General features: G+C 65.8%; 18 protein-coding genes. 2 read left to right on the top strand and 16 right to left on the bottom strand.

The window, feature by feature from the left end:
• Positions 1-28: 28 nt before the first annotated feature.
• The 4 genes from LMI96_RS10650 to LMI96_RS10635 all read right to left on the bottom strand — a co-directional run bounded on the left by LMI96_RS10650 (position 29) and on the right by LMI96_RS10635 (position 4,165).
• Positions 29-1,108, bottom strand: coding sequence for a transaldolase family protein (locus tag LMI96_RS10650; RefSeq protein ID WP_228361447.1), 1,080 nt, complete (start codon positions 1,106-1,108; stop codon positions 29-31).
• A gap of 89 nt (positions 1,109-1,197) precedes the next feature.
• Positions 1,198-2,076 (bottom strand): ATP-binding cassette domain-containing protein, encoded by an 879-nt coding sequence (locus tag LMI96_RS10645; protein ID WP_228361446.1) that lies wholly within the window; start codon positions 2,074-2,076, stop codon positions 1,198-1,200.
• On the bottom strand, positions 2,073-3,116 hold the full coding sequence (locus tag LMI96_RS10640) for an ABC transporter permease (RefSeq protein ID WP_228361445.1): 1,044 nt from the start codon (positions 3,114-3,116) through the stop codon (positions 2,073-2,075). Before LMI96_RS10640 ends, LMI96_RS10645 begins: the two co-directional genes overlap by 4 nt.
• A gap of 62 nt (positions 3,117-3,178) precedes the next feature.
• Positions 3,179-4,165: a sugar ABC transporter substrate-binding protein gene (locus LMI96_RS10635; protein ID WP_228361444.1), complete on the bottom strand. Its 987-nt coding sequence runs from the start codon at positions 4,163-4,165 to the stop codon at positions 3,179-3,181.
• A gap of 154 nt (positions 4,166-4,319) precedes the next feature.
• On the opposite strand from LMI96_RS10635, the gene LMI96_RS10630 reads away from it, so the two are divergent.
• On the top strand, positions 4,320-5,504 hold the full coding sequence (locus LMI96_RS10630; protein ID WP_228361443.1) for a Gfo/Idh/MocA family protein: 1,185 nt from the start codon (positions 4,320-4,322) through the stop codon (positions 5,502-5,504).
• A gap of 49 nt (positions 5,505-5,553) precedes the next feature.
• Here the strand turns inward: LMI96_RS10630 and LMI96_RS10625 are convergent, their stop codons facing one another.
• The 8 genes from LMI96_RS10625 to iolC all read right to left on the bottom strand — a co-directional run bounded on the left by LMI96_RS10625 (position 5,554) and on the right by iolC (position 14,665).
• Positions 5,554-6,342: a TIM barrel protein gene (locus tag LMI96_RS10625; RefSeq protein WP_228361442.1), complete on the bottom strand. Its 789-nt coding sequence runs from the start codon at positions 6,340-6,342 to the stop codon at positions 5,554-5,556.
• Between the two features lie 12 nt (positions 6,343-6,354).
• Positions 6,355-7,365: an inositol 2-dehydrogenase gene (gene iolG / locus LMI96_RS10620; RefSeq protein WP_228361441.1), complete on the bottom strand. Its 1,011-nt coding sequence runs from the start codon at positions 7,363-7,365 to the stop codon at positions 6,355-6,357.
• Between the two features lie 46 nt (positions 7,366-7,411).
• Positions 7,412-8,329: a sugar phosphate isomerase/epimerase gene (locus tag LMI96_RS10615; protein WP_228361440.1), complete on the bottom strand. Its 918-nt coding sequence runs from the start codon at positions 8,327-8,329 to the stop codon at positions 7,412-7,414.
• The gene (gene iolD / locus LMI96_RS10610) at positions 8,326-10,254 is read right to left on the bottom strand and encodes a 3D-(3,5/4)-trihydroxycyclohexane-1,2-dione acylhydrolase (decyclizing) (protein WP_228361439.1); all 1,929 of its coding nucleotides are present in this window, start codon (positions 10,252-10,254) and stop codon (positions 8,326-8,328) included. Before iolD ends, LMI96_RS10615 begins: the two co-directional genes overlap by 4 nt.
• Positions 10,254-11,168, bottom strand: a complete 915-nt coding sequence (gene iolB / locus LMI96_RS10605) for a 5-deoxy-glucuronate isomerase (protein WP_228361438.1) — start codon at positions 11,166-11,168, stop codon at positions 10,254-10,256. Before iolB ends, iolD begins: the two co-directional genes overlap by 1 nt.
• A gap of 70 nt (positions 11,169-11,238) precedes the next feature.
• Positions 11,239-12,792: a CoA-acylating methylmalonate-semialdehyde dehydrogenase gene (locus LMI96_RS10600; RefSeq protein ID WP_228361437.1), complete on the bottom strand. Its 1,554-nt coding sequence runs from the start codon at positions 12,790-12,792 to the stop codon at positions 11,239-11,241.
• Positions 12,793-12,809: 17 nt separating this feature from the next.
• Positions 12,810-13,709, bottom strand: coding sequence for a class I fructose-bisphosphate aldolase (locus LMI96_RS10595; protein WP_228361436.1), 900 nt, complete (start codon positions 13,707-13,709; stop codon positions 12,810-12,812).
• The gene (gene iolC, locus LMI96_RS10590) at positions 13,709-14,665 is read right to left on the bottom strand and encodes a 5-dehydro-2-deoxygluconokinase (protein WP_228361435.1); all 957 of its coding nucleotides are present in this window, start codon (positions 14,663-14,665) and stop codon (positions 13,709-13,711) included. Before iolC ends, LMI96_RS10595 begins: the two co-directional genes overlap by 1 nt.
• A 169-nt stretch (positions 14,666-14,834) precedes the next feature.
• Here iolC and LMI96_RS10585 point away from each other — a divergent pair, with 169 nt between their 5' ends.
• A complete protein-coding gene (locus LMI96_RS10585; protein ID WP_228361434.1) occupies positions 14,835-15,593 on the top strand; it encodes a GntR family transcriptional regulator in 759 nt (252 codons plus the stop codon).
• 116 nt (positions 15,594-15,709) lie between these two features.
• Here the strand turns inward: LMI96_RS10585 and LMI96_RS10580 are convergent, their stop codons facing one another.
• The 4 genes from LMI96_RS10580 to LMI96_RS10565 all read right to left on the bottom strand — a co-directional run bounded on the left by LMI96_RS10580 (position 15,710) and on the right by LMI96_RS10565 (position 19,145).
• The gene (locus LMI96_RS10580; RefSeq protein ID WP_223721956.1) at positions 15,710-16,624 is read right to left on the bottom strand and encodes an ABC transporter substrate-binding protein; all 915 of its coding nucleotides are present in this window, start codon (positions 16,622-16,624) and stop codon (positions 15,710-15,712) included.
• Positions 16,625-16,696: 72 nt separating this feature from the next.
• Complete coding sequence (locus LMI96_RS10575) at positions 16,697-17,419, bottom strand: ABC transporter permease (RefSeq protein ID WP_228361433.1); 723 nt, start codon at positions 17,417-17,419, stop codon at positions 16,697-16,699.
• Positions 17,416-18,066, bottom strand: a complete 651-nt coding sequence (locus LMI96_RS10570; protein WP_223721958.1) for an ABC transporter permease — start codon at positions 18,064-18,066, stop codon at positions 17,416-17,418. Before LMI96_RS10570 ends, LMI96_RS10575 begins: the two co-directional genes overlap by 4 nt.
• The gene (locus tag LMI96_RS10565; RefSeq protein ID WP_228361432.1) at positions 18,063-19,145 is read right to left on the bottom strand and encodes an ABC transporter ATP-binding protein; all 1,083 of its coding nucleotides are present in this window, start codon (positions 19,143-19,145) and stop codon (positions 18,063-18,065) included. Before LMI96_RS10565 ends, LMI96_RS10570 begins: the two co-directional genes overlap by 4 nt.
• Positions 19,146-19,239: the final 94 nt, after the last annotated feature.

Below are 19,239 nucleotides of genomic sequence, written 5' to 3'. Positions count from 1 at the left end.
GCACCGAATCATCGACCGTCGACGCACTTCACGCAGCGGGGACGATGACGTCACGGACCAATGCGTCCAGTTGCGCGTCGGCGTCGAGGAACTGGCGCAGCGTATTGCGGGTCGCGCCGAAGTCGCCGAACTCAGCCGGCGCCATCCCCTCCTCGTCGTACGCACGGCGGAACTCGCTCAACGTGAGCAGCTCGTCGAGGATCGTCGGCGCGACGGGTATGGCGATCCGATCCACGGCAGGTATCCCGTTCTCGTTGATCCGAGCCTGCCAATCGAATGGTGGCGAGATGACGAGGTCACCCCCGACGAGTTCACTCCACTGCAGGTGGCTTCTGAACGCTGCCGAAAGGATGCGGCTTCGGTAACCGCGTCGCGTGAAGATCGCGTGCGCATGCTTCAGTGCGGCGACGCCAGCCCAGTCGAGCACCCCCGGAGACGTGAGGATGCGGTGTTGACTCGTCCACCTCTTGAGCCAGTCATCCAAGCGCCCGCCCATGATCGTCACGACATGCCCGAACTCCCGATCGGGAAGACCAGCCGCGGCGCGCCTCTCGAGTGCCCGCTCGAGAGCAGCGCCGACAGCGACGGCCTGCGGAACGCTGAAACTGAGCGTCGCGTTGATGCTCACGCCCCGGAAGGCTGCCTCCTCCATCGCCGCGATGCCGATTTCCGTCGCCGGAATCTTGACGATCATGTTCTCGGCCAACTGCGAGAACTCCACGGCCTGAGCGACGAGCGCCTCGGCATCGCGGTGCAGTCGCGGATCCGTCTGAATCGAAAGCCGACCGTTCCGCCCGCCACTGGCAGCGAACGACGGTTCGAGCAATCGCGCCGCGGTGACCGAGAGCTCTTTGACGGCTTGCCAGCCCAACTCCGACTCACCCCAGGTGGGATGCTCCGCGGCAAGCTCTCGTAGCCGCGGAACCCACACGTCCGGGCTCTGGGTGATCGCGGTGAAAGCGATCACCGGATTGCACGTGGCACCTACCGCTCCGAACTCGATAGAGCGACGCAGCTCGTCGGGATCAGCGGAATCGTTCCACAGAGCCGTCGGCGTGGTGGCCGCCGCACGCGCGAGCGGGGCGAGGAGTTCTTCGGATGTGGACATGATGTTGCTCTCGTCTGAGTCTGAGGATGTCGGGTGCGCCGTGGGAGCACGCCGGCCCATGGGGGTCGCACGCGCCGTCGCGGCAGCCGTCAGCGGCGAACTTCGGGCTCCGCGCGCGAGGCGTCCGGTAGCTCCTCAGCCTCCTTCTCGATCTCACGGACGACCGGAGAGTCCGAGCCCAGCGACTGTTCGAGCTCATGCGCCAGCGAGTCGAGCTCGGCACCACCGGCCATGAGGCTGGTGAGCTCCGCCAGGGTGATCTCCGACTTCTCGTAGTTGCCCATGCTCGTGCCGCGATTGAGGAGGAGGAAGCGGTCTCCTACCGGGAAGGCGTGGTGAGGGTTGTGCGTGATGAACACCACCCCGAGACCGCGGTCGCGCGACCGGGCGATGTACTTCAACACGACGCCAGACTGCTTGACCCCCAACGCAGCGGTCGGTTCGTCGAGGATCAGAACACGCGCCCCGAAGTACACCGCACGGGCGATGGCCACGCACTGGCGTTCACCGCCGGAAAGCGTTCCGATGGGTTGGTCCACATCGCGGAGGTCGATGCCCATGTTGGCGAGCTCGGCATAGGTGATCTGCTTCATGCGCCGCACATCGAGGCGACGGAAGGGCCCGCGGCCTTTCGTGAGCTCGGATCCGAGGAAGAAGTTGCGCCATACGGGCATCAGCGGGACGACCGCGAGGTCCTGATAGACGGTAGCGATCCCCGCATCGAGCGCCGAGCGCGGCGAGGAGAACGAGACAGGCTCGCCATCGAGCAGTATCTCGCCCTCGCTGGGCGTATGAGCACCCGCAAGCATCTTGATGAATGTCGACTTGCCCGCACCGTTGTCGCCGAGCACGCACGTCACCTGGCCGGTGTTCACCGTCGTCGAGACCCCCGCGAGCGCGTTGATCGCCCCGTAGCTCTTCCCGACATTGCGAACCTCGACGATCGGAACTCCCGTGGTCGTTGTCATTTCGTTCCTCCCGCTCGAAGACGTACCCAGTGGTTGAGGAAGACGGCCAACAGCAGCATCGCGCCGAGGAATGTGCGCAGCCAGTTCGTGTCCCACTGAGCGAACGTGATGCCTTGGAACACCATCCCGTAGATGAGCGCGCCGAGCGCTGCGCCGATCGCGGAACCGAAGCCGCCGGTCATGAGGCACCCGCCGACGACGGCGCAGATGATGTAGATGAACTCCTGCCCGACGCCCGTGTTGGCCTGTACCGTCGAGGTGCGGAACAACGAGATCATCCCGACGAGCCATGCGGCACCCGCCGTCACCATGAACAATCCGATCTTGGTTTTGAGCACCGGAACTCCCACCTGACGGGAGGAGTTCAGCGCACCACCGACCGCGAAGATCCAGTTTCCGGCTCGTGTGCGCAGGAGCACCCAGGTGGCCAGCGCGGTGACGGCGAACCACCAGAGTACGGAGACGTAGAACGTGCCGCCGCCCAGCTGCATCGACGAACCGAACACCGGCTGGATCGTGTCGTAGTGCGGAACCTTGGTCATGCCCTGGATGGCGACCTGCCCCGTGATCAGCTTCGTGACCGCGAGGTCGATGCCTGCGAGCACGAAGAACGTCCCGAGCGTGATGATGAAGCTCGGCAGTCCGGTCTTCATGACGAGGAAGCCGTTCAGCGCACCGATGGAGAGCGCCGCGGCCAGCGAGACGACCGCGGCAACCCAGATGTTCACCCCGTAGTGGGTGGTGAGGATCCCGACGATGAGTGCCGTGAAGCCTGTCATCACGCCGGCGGAGAGGTCGAACTCGCCGCCGATCATGAGGAGCGCCACGGCGACCGCCATGATTCCGAACGTGGAGGCTGACTCCAGCCAGACCCCCGCGCCTGCCAACGTCATGAAGGTGCTCGTGTAGAGAGAGAAGAAGATCATCACCGCCAAGGCGGCCACGAGCGCACCGATCTCGGGTCTGGCCAGTAGTCGACGTATCGGCTGCCGCTCCAGACGAGGCCGGGTCGCGATTGTCACTATGTCGGTCGTGGTCATCGTCGCATCCTTGTGTTCTTGTGCCGGAACCGGGAGCATCGCCCCCGGTTCCGGCCGGGTGATCAGCGCGTACCGTTCTTCGCGAACTCGGCGACTTCGGCCGCGTTGTCCTTCGTGACGAACGCCGGGCCGGAGTAGATCGGCTCCCCGCCGCCGATGTCGTTCCCGTTGAGGCTCTTCAGGTAGAGCGCAGTCACTCCGAGGAAGCCCTGGACGTAGGGCTGCTGGTCGACGGCGAACAGGATGCTGCCGGCCTCGATCGCACTGACGACATCTTCTGAGAGATCGAACGTCGCGACCTTCGCAGCGCTGCCGGACTCATCGACCGCGCCGACGGCGTCGATCGCGTACTGACCGCCGAGGGTGAGAACGGCGTCGATCGACGGATCCGCCTGAAGCTTGGACTTGATCGTCGCTTTGACCTCGGCGTCATTCGTGCCGTCGACCTGGAGGTTCTCCATCGAGCCGCTGAATGAATCCGCCGCCGCCGCACACCGTTCCTCGAGTCCGATGTTGCCCGCTTCCTGGATGACGCAGAGCGCCTTCGTCGCCCCCTCGTCTCCGAGTCGCTCACCCACAGCCGCTCCGGCGATCGACTCGCTCTGCCCGATGTGGGTGATCGCCCCGAATTCCTTGAACTTCTCGAGTCCGGAGTTGATCGTGACGACCGGGATACCGGCCTCCACCGCCCGCTCGACACTCGCTTTGACGCCGTCAGGATTCGCCATCGAGACGACGATGCCGTCCACGCCCTGTGCGATCGCGTTGTCGATGAGCTGCGACTGCTTAGCGGGATCAGGGTCGGAGTTGTAGGTCACGTCTGCCCCGTAGTCGCTTCCGGCTTGCTCCGCCCCCGATTTGACGCGATCCCAGAAGGCGTCTCCCGGGGCGGAGTGGGTGACGACAGCGTAGGTGAAGCCTTTCGACTCGGTATTACCGGCCCCACCGCCAGTGCTGTCGGTGGTTTCTTGGCCCGTGCCCGAACAGGCCGACAGCAGCAGGGCCGCAGATGCTGCGAGGGCCAGGCCGCCGAGAAGGCGCTTTTTCATGTGATTTCCCTTTCGGTGAAGACGATGTCGACATCGACTGATCGCATTCCTGTGACATCCGTGTCGGTGCTGATCTTGTCACCGTCCGGAAAACTTTGTCAATACATTCTGTCAATGGCTATCATGAGCGGAGAACGTTGCTGAAAGGACAGCCATGATCAACAGGGCACACATCGGTGTGGGGCTCATCTCCGTCGGATGGATGGGGAGGCTTCATTCACGCGCTTACGTGGAAGCGCCTCGCCACTACCCGGATCTGCCCGTGAGTGTCGGGCTGGTCGTCGCGGCCGACCCCGATGCGACGAGCCGCGCGCACGCGACCGAGGTCCTCGGCTACCGCGAGGCGGTTGCCGACTACAGGCAGGTACTCGATCGAGATGACGTCGATGTGGTGTCGATCTGCTCGCCCAACTTCCTCCACCGCGAGATCGCTCTCGCCGCCATCGCCGCTGGCAAACCGTTCTGGATCGAGAAGCCGATGGGGCGGAGCGCGGTCGAGTCGAGCGAGATCGCGCAGGGTGCGGAAGCGGCCGGATTGGTGACGTCGGTGGGATTCAACTACCGCCACGCGCCAGCGATCGCGCACGCGAGAAAGCTCGTCCGCGAGGGCGCGCTCGGCACCATCACGAACGTTCGGGTCGCCCTCATCGCGGACTACTCCGCCGACCCCGCCGGCGCGCTCACCTGGCGGTTCCAGAGGGATCGGGCGGGGACCGGCGTGCTCGGAGACCTGCTCTCGCACGGGGCCGACCTGGCGCAGTACGTGGTCGGCCGGATCGCCTCGGTCACCGGCCTGACGGAGACGTTCATCCGATCGCGTCCCCTGCCCGCCGCAGCCGCGGCCGGCCACTTCAGCAAGGGCTCCACCGATGGACCGATGGGTGCGGTCGAGAACGAGGACTACGCCGCGATCCTGGCGCGTTTCGATTCCGGTGCCGTCGGGGTGCTCGAATCGAGCCGCGTCGCAATAGGTCCGCGTGCAGAGTACCGACTCGAGGTTTATGGCACTGCTGGCTCGCTGCGATGGGACTTCCAGCGCCTCAACGAGCTCCAGCTAGCCGACAGCACAGCGGGTTACCGCACGATCATGGTCGGACCGGGCTTCGGTGACTTCGCGAATTTCCAGCCGGGCGCGGGCACCAGCATGGGTTTCGACGATCTGAAGACGATCGAGGCATCCCTCTTCCTGCGTTCCGTCGTAGAGGGCAGACAGATCGCCCCCTCCGCCGCCGACGCGTGGTCGGCAGCGGAGATCGTCGATTCCGCACTCCAGAGCGCGGAATCTGGGTCGTGGATCCCGGTAGCGATGGTGGACGGATCGACGACATTCGACGCGTGAGAATTCTGTGGCCGGTGTCGCATGCAGCGACCCGGCCACAGACTCACAGTCAGATCAGAAAGGCGTCACGGAACGCGTGCAGCGCAGCTTCCGGATCGCCCACGGCCCATGCTTCGAGTCCGACCACCCCGTCGTATCCGAGTTCGCGCAAGGCGGCAGCGATCGATTCGAAGCGGATCTCACCGGTGCCCGGTTCGCACCTGCCCGGCACATCGGCGACCTGAATCTCGCCGACCCAGGGGAGTGCTCGGCGCACGAGCTCGATCAGGTTACCCTCGCCGATCTGCGCGTGGTAGAGATCGAGATTCAGGCGGAGCGCCGGCGAATCTACCGCCTGCACGAGCGCGAGCGTGTCTGCCGCCCGCGCGAACGGCGTCCCTGGGTGGTCGACGGCGGTGTTCAGGTTCTCCAAAGTGAACACGCGTCCTGCGCGCTGCCCGAGTTCCGCGAGCCGGCTGAGGGTGTCGGCCGCAACGATCCAGTCCGCACCGCTCACGCTCTCAAGCGGTCGCACCGGAAGGCCCTTCGGATCCAATCCGGTTCCGTGCAGGTTGAGTCGCGGAGAGTCGATGATGTCAGCCATCCGCAACGACTCTTCGGCGGTTGAAAGGAGTTCCGCGATGCCGTCTTCCGTGAGGAGATCGCCGCGGAGGTACCCCGTCATCGACGAGATGACCGCTCCCGTCGCCGCGATGCCCGGCAGATCCTTCGTGCTCCAGTCCCAGATCTCGACCTCGAAGCCGAGCTCGTGGAGGCGCCGCACCCTGTCGACGAAAGGAAGGTCCGTGAAGAGCATCTCGGCCGAAGCCGCCAGACGGAAGGTGCCCTGTGTGATCATCGACTCGCCCGATCAGCCGAGAGCCACGGGGACGACGACCCGTTCGACGGCCGATCGCTGAGCGGCATCGGCGAGCACGAGTGCGGCGCGCCCGTCCTCGAACGTGGGACTGGTGGATGCATGCCCGCGCGCAAGCTTGATGAACTCGCGCAGTTCCGCGGCGTATGCCACCGCGTAACGCTCGAGGAAGAACTGCTCATAGGGCGGCTTCGCCTCGACAGCCTGAGAAGTCGAAAGGCTCACCAGGCTCGACGGCGCATTTGCGACGTGGAGAACGCCCTCCCCGCCGAAGGCCTCCACCCGCTGGTCGTAGCCGACAGAACTGTGCCGAGAGTTGACGATCGTGACGATCGCACCGGATGCCGCGCGGAGCGTCGTGACGGCCGTGTCGAAGTCCCCATGCTCTCGCGCACCGTCATCGAACGTCACGGTACCCACCGCGGACACTTCGACGATCTCGGGCAGAAAGAACCGGGCCATGTCGAAGTCGTGGATCGTCATGTCCCGGAAGATCCCGCCCGAGACCGCGACGTAGGCGGCCGGAGGAGCGGACGGGTCGCGGCTGATGATCGTCAGCTGCTCGAGGGCTCCGATCTCCCCCGCAGCCACTCGTGCACGCGCACTCGCGAACGCGGGGTCGAATCGTCGATTGAAGCCAAGCGCGACGGGCACCCCGGCGCTCGCTACCTTCGAACGCAGCGCGTCGACACGCGAGATATCGAGATCGATGGGCTTCTCGCACAGCACGGGAATCCCGGCATCGATCGCCTGCGCGATCAGGTCCACGTGCGTCGCCGTCGGCGATGCCACGAGAACAGCGTCGATCTCGCCCGAGGCGAACAGCTCGTCGGCCGTGTCGGTAGCCGTTCCGCCGTACGTCGCGGCCACGCGCCGCGCGCCGTCGACGAAGGGGTCGGCCACCCAGCTGAGCACGGCGTCGGGGTCGGCGGCGATGCCGGCCGCGTGAACCTGGCCGATGCGGCCGGTGCCGATCAGACCGAAACGAAGAGGTGCATGAGTCATCGGTTTTCCTTGGATAGTCGAAGGGACGGGAGGGGGAGAATTCTTGTCAGGCCCACGTCGTGAGCGCGGCACGGTTGCGAACCTGGTCGATGGCGCGTGCGGCGCGAAACTCTGCGATGGCGACATCGGGTCCGTTCAGCACGTCTTGCTCCACGACGATCCACCCGTCGAAGTCGCGCTGCTCGACGGCTTCCATCACGGCGGCGAGATCGATGTCGCCCTCACCGAAGGCCACGAACGCCCCAGAGGACCACACCTCGGGCATCCCCCCACCGGCGGCGAGGACGCGTCTCAGCTCGGCGAGATCGACATCCTTCAGATGAAGATGGTTGATCCGGTCACCCCATCGATGCACTGCCTCGATGGGATCCCCACCGGCGATGAACAGGTGCCCCGTGTCGAGCGTCAGGTCGATGTCGACGTTCGCCAGGAACCTTTCGATCTCCTCGGGTGACTCGACGAACGTGCCCGCATGGTGGTGGAATGTGGGCTCGAGACCGACTGCTCGGACCAATGCCGCCGCGCGCTCGGCGTTTGCGAGCAACCGACCCCACGCCGGCCCGGCGAGGGGGTCGACCTCGGCGCCGCGGCCCGGGGCAGCACGGCGTGCGAAGGACCCATCGTCGGCGAGGGTCGGCAGGGGCAGCCGTGACACGCCGCCGTCTGCGGCGTCGGCGAAGATCCTCAGCGCGTCTTTCAGCCCGGGGAGCGCTGCCTCGAACGCGGCGTCGTCCGAGAAGGGCAGCTGCACCCAACCGCCCGCCAGCTCCAGCCCGTGGCGAGCGAGACGCGCGCGCAGTTCCGCCGAACGCCCCAGGTATCCGATCGGGCCGAGGTCGACACCTCGGTAACCGGCCTCGGCGAGCACGTCGAGCATGTCATCGGGCGAGACGATCTCTGCGCCCTCGGGGGTCATCTCGAACACCCCGAAGCTGACGGGCGCACCCGCGACTGCCGCTTTCATGCGCGTGCCTCCGTCCCGAGCAGCGGGCGTTGGGAGGTGCGCTGCTCCTCATAGTCCACGCGGGCGCCCTGGGACGACGCGAGGGTCGAAACCTCGGGGACGGGGACGTCCCACCATCCTTCGCCATCCGGCGCGTACAGCCGAGGATCGCTCTCGATGTGGATCAGGGTCGATCGGTCGGAGGCCTTCGCCGCCGCAACGGCCGCGGCCAGGTGGGAGATGGCGCCCGCGTCCGCAGCGATCTCGACGACGTCGATTCCGTAGCTCCGCGCATTCATCGCGAGATCCACGGGCAGCTTCTTCTCGCCCTGGAAGTTGCGAGCGACGGGATCGTACTCGCGGTACATGGTGCCGAAGCGGCCCGATCCGACGGACTCCGACAAGTGTCCGATGGATGCGTAACCGTGGTTCTGGACCAGCACGACGATGAGTTTGATGCCCTCTGCGACGGCGGTCACGAGCTCGGTGCTGAGCATCAGGTACGACCCGTCGCCGACCATCACGATGACGTCTCGGTCGTCGCCGTCGGCGAGTAGCCCTCGTTTGACGCCGAGACCGCCGGCGATCTCGTAGCCCATGCATGAGAACGCGTACTCGACGTGGTAGCCCAGCGGATCCCGCACGCGCCAGAGTTTGTGCAGATCGCCGGGCAGCGAGCCGGCCGCTTGGACGATGACGTCCTTCGGGGCGCTGGCCGACTGCACGGCGCCGATGATCTCGGGCTGGCCGGGTACGTCGAGCCCGCTCGGGGTGAAGGCCCGATCCACGAGCGAGGTCCACTCCGCCTTCTCACGGACCGCGAGGGCTGCATACTCCGGCGACACCTCGTAGTCGCGGAGCTCGATGGAAAGGGCGGCGAGAGCCTCCCGGGCGTCGGCCACGACGGGGAACCCCGAACCGTGCTTGTACGCGTCGAACGAGGCGATGTTCACGTTGACGAACACCACGTCGGGGTTCTGGAACACCGCGCGTGACGCGGTCGTGAAGTCGCTATAACGGGTGCCGATCCCGATGACGACGTCGGCATCGTGTGCGAGACGGTTGGCAGCTCGTGTGCCCGTGGCGCCGATGCCACCCAGATTCTGCGGGTGATCCCACGACAGCACGCCGCCGCCCGCCTGCGAGGTACCCACCGGGATGCCGGTGGCTTCGACGAACGAGCGGAGCTCGTCCTCGGCGCTCGAGTAGATCACGCCGCCGCCGGCGACGATCAGTGGCTTCTTGGCTCGCCGGATCTCGGCGACGGCGCGGGCGAGCGGCCCACGCTCGGGCACGGGACGCCGGATGTGCCATTCCCGATCCTGCAGGAACTCGACCGGCACATCGATTGCCTCGGCCTGGACGTCTTCCGGAAGAGCGATCGTGACGGCACCGGTCTCGGCAGGATCGGTGAGCACCCGCATCGCGGCCAGCGCGATCGAGTAGAGCTGCTCCGGTCTCTGGACCCGGTCGAAGAACTTGGACAGTGGGCGGAACGCATCATTGACCGTGAGCCCGGTGTCCCACGGCTGTTCGAGTTGCTGCAGCACCGGATCCGCGACGCGCGTGGCGAAGGTATCGCTGGGCAGCAGAAGCGCGGGGAGTCGATTGGTCGTTGCGAGTGCGGCACCGGTGAGCATATTAGCGGCACCGGGACCGACGGAGGCCGCCGACGCCAGCGTCGCGCGGCGGCGATGCACCCGGGCGAATCCGACCGACTGGTGCACCATGGCCTGCTCGTTGCGGGCCTGGTAGTAAGGCATGAGGTCGGGTTGATCGACGTTGAACTGCAGAAGTGCCTGGCCGATGCCCGCCACGTTGCCGTGCCCGAATATGCCCAACATGCCGGGAATGGTGCGCTCACGAACGTCGCCGTCGACCGTCCACTGATGGCCGAGGAACTCCACAAGAGCCTGGCTGACCGTCAACCGCTTCGTCGCCGCCATCAGTGCTGACCTTTCGTCTCAGGGGTGAAGGGCAGGCGAGAATCGATCCCCTGCCCGTTCCAGGTGTCGCGAACCCACGCGTGTACGGGGTCATCGCTGATGAGCCATGCACGCTCGGGGTCTGGGCCAGCCATCACGTTGAGGTAATAGAGGTCGTAGCCCGGGGCCGCGACAGCAGGACCGTGGTAGCCGTGAGGGACGAGAGCGATGTCGCCGGTACGGACCATCGCGTTGATGTCGATGTCTCCGGCGGGCGAGGAGTAGGCGCTGAACATACCGAATGCCGCACTGTCGCCGGCATCCGAACCCCCAACGGGGGCCGCTTCGAAGTAGTAGATCTCCTCGAGGCGTGACTCGCGTCCCGGCACATGCTCGTCGTGCTTATGCGGCGGATAGGACGACCAGTTCTCGGCCGGGGTGATGACTTCGCAGACGATGAGCCGTGCGGCGTCGAGAGCAGAGGGCGTACCGAAGTTGTGCACCTCACGGCTGGATGCCCCTGCACCGCGCAGTTCGACGGGCACCTCGTCCGCCGCGATGTAGCGGCTCGGCGTGATGATCGACGTGGGCGATGTTGCCACAGCGACTCTCCCCTCGCCTTCGATGACGGCCGTCGATCCCGACGAGAGGTAGAGCACGTCGGTCGGGCCGCTGAAAACCGTGGCCCGGCCGTTCAGCCGCGTACGGGTGCGCACCCCGCCGTCGTTGTGCGCGACGATGAACGAGCCCGAAAGGGGCACGACAATGCGCTCGACCCCGGGATCGCTCAGGGCCACGGACTCCCCCGGGGTGAGCTGCGCCACGCAGATGCCGGTGTGCGCCCAGTCGGGTGTGGACCCGTCGACGATGCTCTCCCATCCGTCGCGGGTCAGCTCACCCCTCCGGTGGAACCAGCGTTGATGCGTCGTGCTCATGCTCTGCTCTCGTACGTCGTCCGGACGCCGCCCGCGGTGCTTCCACTCAGCGGGCGGCGTTCGGTCATGATCAGTCGTTCTGCGGGAAGCCGAGATTGATGCCACCATGGCTCGCGGGATCGAGCCAGCGGCTCGTGACGGCCTTCTCCCGCGTGAAGAAGTCGAATCCATGCACGCCGTAGGCCTTGGCATCACCGAAGAGCGACTGCTTCCATCCGCCGAACGAGTGGTAGGCGACCGGAACGGGGATGGGGACATTGATGCCGATCATGCCCACCTGCACCTCGTTCTGGAATCGGCGGGCAGCCCCTCCGTCATTCGTGAAGATCGCGGTCCCGTTCCCGAACTGGCCCGAGTTGATCAGGTCAAGTCCTTCGTCGTACGACGCGACCCGAACGACGGAGAGGACGGGTCCGAAGATCTCTTCCTGGTATGCCCGCGACGTCGTGGGGATCTCGTCGATCAGCGTCGGGCCGAAGAAGAACCCGTCCTCCAATCCCTCGACCGCGAATCCGCGTCCGTCCACGACGATCTTCGCTCCGTCGGCTTCGGCGATGTCCACATAGGACGACACCTTGTCTCGGTGAGCGCCGGTGATCAGCGGACCCATGTCCGGCTCGACACCGTCTACTCCCGCGCCATCGCCGATTCGAAGGCCGGCGATACGTTCTGCGATCTTCTCGATCAGCTCGTCCGCGACCGGTTCTACGGCCAGCACCACGGAGATGGCCATACAGCGTTCGCCGGCCGCTCCGTACCCTGCGTTGACTGCTTGATCTGCGACGAGATCGAGGTCGGCGTCGGGGAGGACCAGCATGTGGTTCTTCGCTCCGCCGAGCGCCTGCACGCGCTTGCCGTGCCGAGACGCGGTTTCGTAGATGTACTGCGCGATCGGCGTCGATCCGACGAATGAGATCGACTGCACGATCGGACTCGTCAGCAGCCCGTCGACGGCCAATTTGTCTCCCTGCAACACCGTGAAGACACCGTCCGGCAGCCCCGCCTCCTTCCACAGCTGTGCGAGCCACAGCGCCGCGGAGGGATCCTTCTCCGAGGGCTTCAGGATGACTGAGTTTCCTGCGGCGATCGCGATGGGGAAGAACCACATCGGCACCATCGCGGGAAAGTTGAACGGCGAGATGACTCCGACGACGCCGAGAGGCTGCTTCAACGAGTAGACGTCGATCCCGGTCGATGCATTCTCGCTGAATGCGCCTTTGATGAGATGGGGAAATCCGGTCGCGAGTTCGACGACCTCTTGCCCACGCAGGATCTCACCCATCGCGTCCGAGCCGACCTTCCCGTGCTCGGCCGTGATGATGCGGGCCAGCTCACCCTTGCGGGAGTTGAGCAGCTCGCGGAAAGCGAACATGACAGTCTGGCGCTTCGCGATCGAGTACCTGCTCCACAGAAGAAATCCGCGCTGGGCCGACGCGATCGCTTCGTCGATCTCGGCCTGGTCCGCGAGAGGGACCTCCGCCCGGACCGCCCCTGTCGCGGGGTTGTAGACGGACGCCGTGCGACCGCTCGTGGACAGCCGCTCCGCTCCGTCGATCCAATGCGTCAGAACGGGGATACCGGCCGTGGCGTGCCCGCCGACGGAGGCAGTCTGTGTCGTGCTCATGTCTACTTCTTTCTTGTTCAGCGGGTCGGGTGAACGAGTCCGGCAGCGATGTCGACCGCGGCGGCGACATCTCCGTCGGGCGGGTAGAGAAGAGTGCGTCCGACGGTGAGGCCCCGCACGCCCGGGAGGCTCAGCGCGTCCTCCCATGCCGCGAAGGTTTCATCGGGATCTACGCCGGAGTCTCCACCGAGCAGGAGCGTCGGCATGGTGGTCGCGGCCATCACGCGCTCCATCTCGGGGACGACGGGCAGTTTCATCCAGGTGTAGGCGCTGGACGAACCCAGCCCGGAGGCGATCGCAATCGAGAGGATGACCGCATCCGTGGACAGATCGTTCACGACCCGCCCGTCGACCCAGCGGCTGAGGAATGGCTCCAGCATGATCGGAAGCCTCGCGGCCGAGGCCAGAGTCACGGCTTCGGCCATCGCGACGAGTGTGCGAGCGGATCCAGCATCGTCGAGGTTCACCCGGATCAAGGTCTTCGCGAAGTCGATCCCCGCATCGACCATGCCCGGCACGCTGTACCCGGTCATCCGATCATCCATTTCGAATGACGCTCCGCGCAGACCGCCGCGGTTCATCGAGCCGACGATGATCTTGTCGTCGAGCAGCCCGAGGGCCGCGAGGTCTTCGATGATGTCGGGGGTACCGAGCACTCCGTCCACACCGGGGCGGGCGAGCGCTGTGGCAAGACGATCGAGGAGGTCGTAACGGTCTGCCATGGCCGTCGGGTTCGCCCCCACCGCGAGCGCCCCGCGTGCGGGGTGGTCGGCGGCGATGATGAACAGCCGTCCGTCGCCGCGCAGAACCTCTCGTCGGCGCCGCGCGGCGAAGATCTCGGCGACGGAGTGCGGAGCCGACGCCCGGAGATCACGGAGACGATCGAAAGCGTCAGGGGTGAGGTACTGCAGGGTCATCAGCGCTCGCCCGTCTCGATCAGGCCGACGACCTCATCGTGCGTCGGCATGGCGGTCGAACATTCGAGGCGAGAGGCGACGATCGCGCCAGCGGCGTTCGCGAACGTCAGGATGCGCTCGAGTCCCCAGCCCTCAAGGAGCCCGTGGCACAACGCGCCGCCGAACGCGTCGCCGGCGCCGAGGCCGTTGACGACGTCGATCAGGTGCGGAGGAACCTCAACACTCTCGTCCCGCGTTTTCGCGAGCACGCCTTTCGGCCCCTGCTTGACGATCGCGAGCCGCACGCCTCGTTCCAGGAGCGCATCTGCGGCGCGTTGCGGCTCGGTTTCACCGACGGCGACGCCGCACTCCTCACGGTTTCCTACGGCGACGGTGACGGATTCGAGCGCGCGCCCGATCTGGACGGTCGCATCCGCGGGATCCCTCCAAAACTTCGCGCGGTAGTCGAGGTCCAGAATCGTGTCACCGGATCTGCGTGCGGTGATCGCCGCGTGGTGGGCAGCGCGACTCGGCTCCTGGCTGAGTCCCGTCGCCGTGAACCAGAGGATCCGTGCGGAACGCACCGCATCCAGATCGAGATCTCCCGCCTCGATGGTGAGGTCTGGAGCCTTCGGCTCCCGATAGAAGTACAACGGGAAGTCATCGGGCGGGAATATCTCACAGAACGTCACGGGTGTCGGTAGCACTCCGTCGATCCGTACGTAGCGGTTGTCGACACCGAGTCGTTCGAGCTCCCTCAACAGATACCGACCGAACGGATCGTCACCCACGCCGGAAACAAGGGCGGTCGAGCGACCGTAGCGCGCCGTAGCGACCGAGACGTTCGCCGCGCTCCCTCCGAGGTACTTGCCGAAGGTCTCGACATCTTCGAGCCCCACACCTGACTGCAGTGGGTAGATGTCGACGCCGAGACGCCCGAGCGCGATCACGTCGAAGGGGGAGGTGTTCTCGGTCATACTTCGGTGTACAACTCTCTGCGGCATTCCACGACATCCGCGTCGGTGACTATTTGTCCTGACAATAGCACAAGGAACAGATCGTGCAACTGTGCGCAGCGCACACGGATCGGACATAGCCCGTAGAATGTAAGATTGTCCCGTCAATCGAACGAGGACGGGGGGAAACATGTCCGATGACGTCGTTGTGCTCGACGGGCTCGTAGCGACGCTGGACCGCACCGGCCCAGTCCCGCTGTATTTTCAGGTCTCGTCAGCGATGGAACGAGCGATCCGCTCCGGAGTGATCGCCCCGGGGGCCCGTCTCGAGAACGAGATCGCGATCGCACAGCGGCTGGGACTCTCGCGCCCGACGATCCGCCGCGCGATGGAAGAACTCGTGGACAAGGGGCTTCTCGTCCGTCGTCGAGGGATCGGCACCCAGGTGGTGCAGGGGCAGGTGACCCGACAGGTGGAGCTGACAAGCCTGTACGAAGACCTGCAGAACGCCCACCACGAACCCAGCACTCGCGTGCTCGAGCACGACACCCGCCCCGCCGACGCCCAGACTGCCGAGGCACTCAGCGTCGAGGTCGGCTCCGACATCATCTACGTTCGGCGGCAGCGATCCACCGACGGCGTGCCCGTCGCGATTCTGATCAACTACCTGCCGATGGAATTCGCTGATATGACCACCGCACAACTGGAGTCCAAGGGGCTGTACCAGCTCCTGCGCGAGCGCGGCGTCACCATCCGGGTCGCGAACCAACGCATCGGGGCGCGCCGAGCGCACGGAGATGAGGGCGCGCTCCTCGACATCGATAAGGGCGGCCCTGTCCTGACAATGGAGCGTGTGGCCTACGACGCCTCGGGGAAAGCCGTGGAGTTCGGGCACCATTGCTATCGGCCGGACATGTACAGCTTCGAGACGACACTCGTCGCGAAGTAGAAGTTCTCACGTTGGCGGCTTCCCGACTGCCGCGGCGTGCGAACTGCCGCCGTGGGCGATGATGGCGTCCGGGCGGTCTGTCTCGTCCGCCCGGACGCCATCGAGGATCGGTCGTTCTAGACCAGATCGTTGTCCTGCAGCCAGCCGAGGGCGACGGCGGCGATGTCTTCACCGTCGGCGATCTGGGTGTTGAGGTCGATCAGGTCCTGGGTCGTGAGAATCGCCGACACCGCGTTCAGCGCGTCGGACACCTCCGGCGTGACCTTGTCGGCGTTGATGACCGGGACGACGCTCTCGGCCAGGAAGAGTCCCTTGTCGTCGTCCAGGACGACGAACCCTCGACTGGAGATCGCGGGATCGGTGCTGAACACGTTCGCCACCTGAACCTGGCCGTTGGTGAGCGCGTCGACGGTGAGCGGGCCGCCCGCATCCAGCGGCACGAACTCTCCGAAGGTCAGGCCGTACACGGACTGGAGGCCGAGAACGCCGTTCTGTCGGGTCTGCCATTCGGCAGCGGCACCGAGCGCGAGCTGGCCGGCGACCGGTTCGAGGTCGGACATGTTCGCCAGACCGTATTCGTCCGCCGTCGCCTGTGTGACGGCGAGCACATCCTTGTCTTCCGCATCGGCGGGCTCGAGCATGGCCAGGCCCTCCGGGAGCTTCGCGTCGAGCTCGTCGAGCACCTCGTCACGCGTGACCACGGTCGTCTCGGGCTCCAGGTAGGAGAGGAAGGCTCCGGAGTATTCGGGCATGAGGTCGAGCGATCCGTCGAGCAGGGCCGGGACCGTGATCTCGCGGCTTCCGACATTGAACCTCTCGGTCACGTCGACGCCGGCCGCGCTCAGCGCCTGCGAGTAGATGCTCGCCAGCAGCTGGCTCTCCGGGAAGTCGGCCGAGCCGATGACGATCGATGAGCTCGAGGCACTGGAGTCGTCTCCCGCATCCAGCGGGTCCGAGCCTCCGGAGCAACCTGCGAGGGCGACGGCCGTGACGGCGAGACCCGTAGCGAGGAGAAGGGCTTTCTTCTTCATGCTGTGTTCCTTGTCATGTTCGGGTGGAGCATCGGGGTGGTGCATCGGGTGGGTGGTGCGGTTCGTGTGGACTCAGTGAGTCGCGGGCTCTTCGGCCAAGGCGACGCGGGGGCTGCGGCGCGCGGACCGCGTCAATCCGGGCGAGACGATCAGTCGTGTGGCAGCGATGAGAGCCACCTCGAGGAGGATGGCCAGGAGCGCGACGAGAATCGCGCCGGCTGCCATTTCCGAGTAGTTCTGCGACGCCCGGCCATCCAAGATGAATCGCCCCAGGCCACCGAGCGACACGAATGCCGCGATCGTCGCGGTGGAAACGACCTGCAGGGTGGACGACCGGATGCCGGACATGATCAGGGGAAGCGCACCGGGAATCTGCACGTGCAGCAGGATCTGCCAGCGCGTGTATCCCATTCCGCGCGCCGCGTCCACGGCGCCGTCGTCGACGGACTGCACTCCGGCGTACGTGTTGGTGAGGATCGGGGGCACGGCCAGGAGGACGAGCACGATGATGCTCGGGATGACGTACGCGAGACGGGAGGAGATGACGGGCGAGATGATCATCACGGCGAGGATCAGGAGACCGAGCGACGGCAGCGCACGCAACGCGTTCGCCATACCGGCCACGACGACTCGGCCCCGTCCGGTGTGGCCGACGTAGAGCCCGATCGGCAGACCGATGACGACGGCGATCCCGAGGGCGATGCCCGAGTAGATCAGGTGGATGAGGACCTGTGCCGGGATCCCTCCGGATCCGGTCCAGTTCTGAGGGTCCGCGAACCAATCCACGACGCTCATGCGGCGACATCCGTCCGACGCCAGGGGGTGAGACGTTTGGTGATCCAGATCACGATCAGGTCGAGGAGGACCGCGAGCACGACGCTCAGGACGATCCCGAGAATCACGGGCGTGATCAACCGGAGTTGGAAGCCTTGGGTGAAGAGAGATCCCAGCTGCGGAATCCCCAGGAGCGCCGCCATCGACACGATGCTGACGTTGGCGACGACGGCGACGCGCAGGCCCGCGCCGATCACCGGAACGGCCGCCGGCAGCTGCACGAGGAGCAGGCGTTGCCAGCTCCGGTAGCCCATCGCTTCCGCCGCTTGCACCGACTCGTACGGGACGGATGACAGGCCGTCGGCCACGACTCGAACGAGGAGGGCGACCGTGTACACGGAGAGCGCGACCACGACGTTGAGGGGGTCGAGGATCCGTGTGTGCAGGATCTGCGGGAGGAGCACGAAGAGCGCCAGCGAAGGAACGGTGTACAGCAGAGACGAGGCACCGACGAGGATCGGGTAGGCGACTCTGCTGCGCTGAGCCACCCAGCCGAGCGGGAGCGCGACGATCAGGCCGACGACGACCGGGATGACCGACAGCAGAAGATGGGATCCCGTGAGCTCGAGGAGCCGCGCCGCGTTATTCGCGATCCAGTCCAGGTTCATGCGACGGGGGCCTTGAGCGTTTCCATCGCCGCACTCACTGCCGCGAGTCGGACGGTTCCCTTGTATCGGCCGTCGTCGCCAGCGATCAGGGCACGCCCCGTAGGGGAGGAGAGCGCGGCATCGAAGAGTTCACGCAAGCTCGACGACTCTCGAGCCACCGTGCCGCTGACATCGATATCGGCGACGCCGACAGCCGTCCCGGCGCCGCCGGAGGATCGCACCCATCCCAACGGCTTGCCGCCGACATCCACCACCACGGAGTCATCGCGCCCGGGAATGCCGCCGACCGGAACGGGTTCCTCCCACTCGGTGTCGATGACGTGGGCCCATCGGTGGAACTGGAGCGACCGATAGCCGCGCCCGTTACCAATGAAATCCGCGACGAACTGGTCGGCGGGACGCGTCAGAAGCTCCTCGGGCGTCGCGAACTGAGCCAGGTGGCCGCCCTCGCGCATGACGGCGACGTAGTCGCCGAGCTTCAGTGCTTCGTCGATGTCGTGAGTGACCATGACGATCGTCTTGCTGAGTTCTTGCTGCAGGCGCAGGAACTCGTCCTGGAGCTGATTGCGCACGATGGGGTCGACCGCGCTGAAGGGCTCGTCCATGAGCAGGAACGGCGGATCGGTGGCCAGTGCCCGAGCGACTCCGACGCGCTGCTGTTGCCCGCCCGAGAGCTGCCAGGGGTAGCGGCGAGCGTGGCGTTCGGTGAGGCCCACTCGGGTGAGGAGCTCCATCGCGCTCTCGCGCGCCGCTTTCTTCGATGCACCGAGGAGTCGCGGGAATGCGGCGACGTTGTCGAGTGCCGTGCGGTGCGGGAAGAGCCCGGCTCCCTGGATCACGTACCCGATCCTTCGCCGGAGGGCGACGCGATCGGTCGTCTGGGTGTCCTGGTCGCCGACCAGCACGCGACCGCCCGTGGGATCGACCAAGCGGTTGATCATCCGCATCGTCGTGGTCTTGCCGCATCCGGATGGGCCGACGAGCACGGTGAGCTTGCCGCTGGGGGCGACGAAGTTCAGGCCGGACACCGCGACCGTGCCATCGGGGTACTGCTTCGACACGTCTTCAAAGGTGATCACTCGGGTGCTCCCGCCATTCGCTCGGATTGCCGATCTTTACTGAGGTTATGAAGAGTGCATTTCGGCTCGTTGTGCCGGTTGTTACCGTTTAGTA

Source organism: Microbacterium sp. cx-59 (assembly GCF_020805625.1).
GTDB lineage: Bacteria > Actinomycetota > Actinomycetes > Actinomycetales > Microbacteriaceae > Microbacterium.
This window is presented reverse-complemented; position numbering and strand designations above follow the sequence as displayed.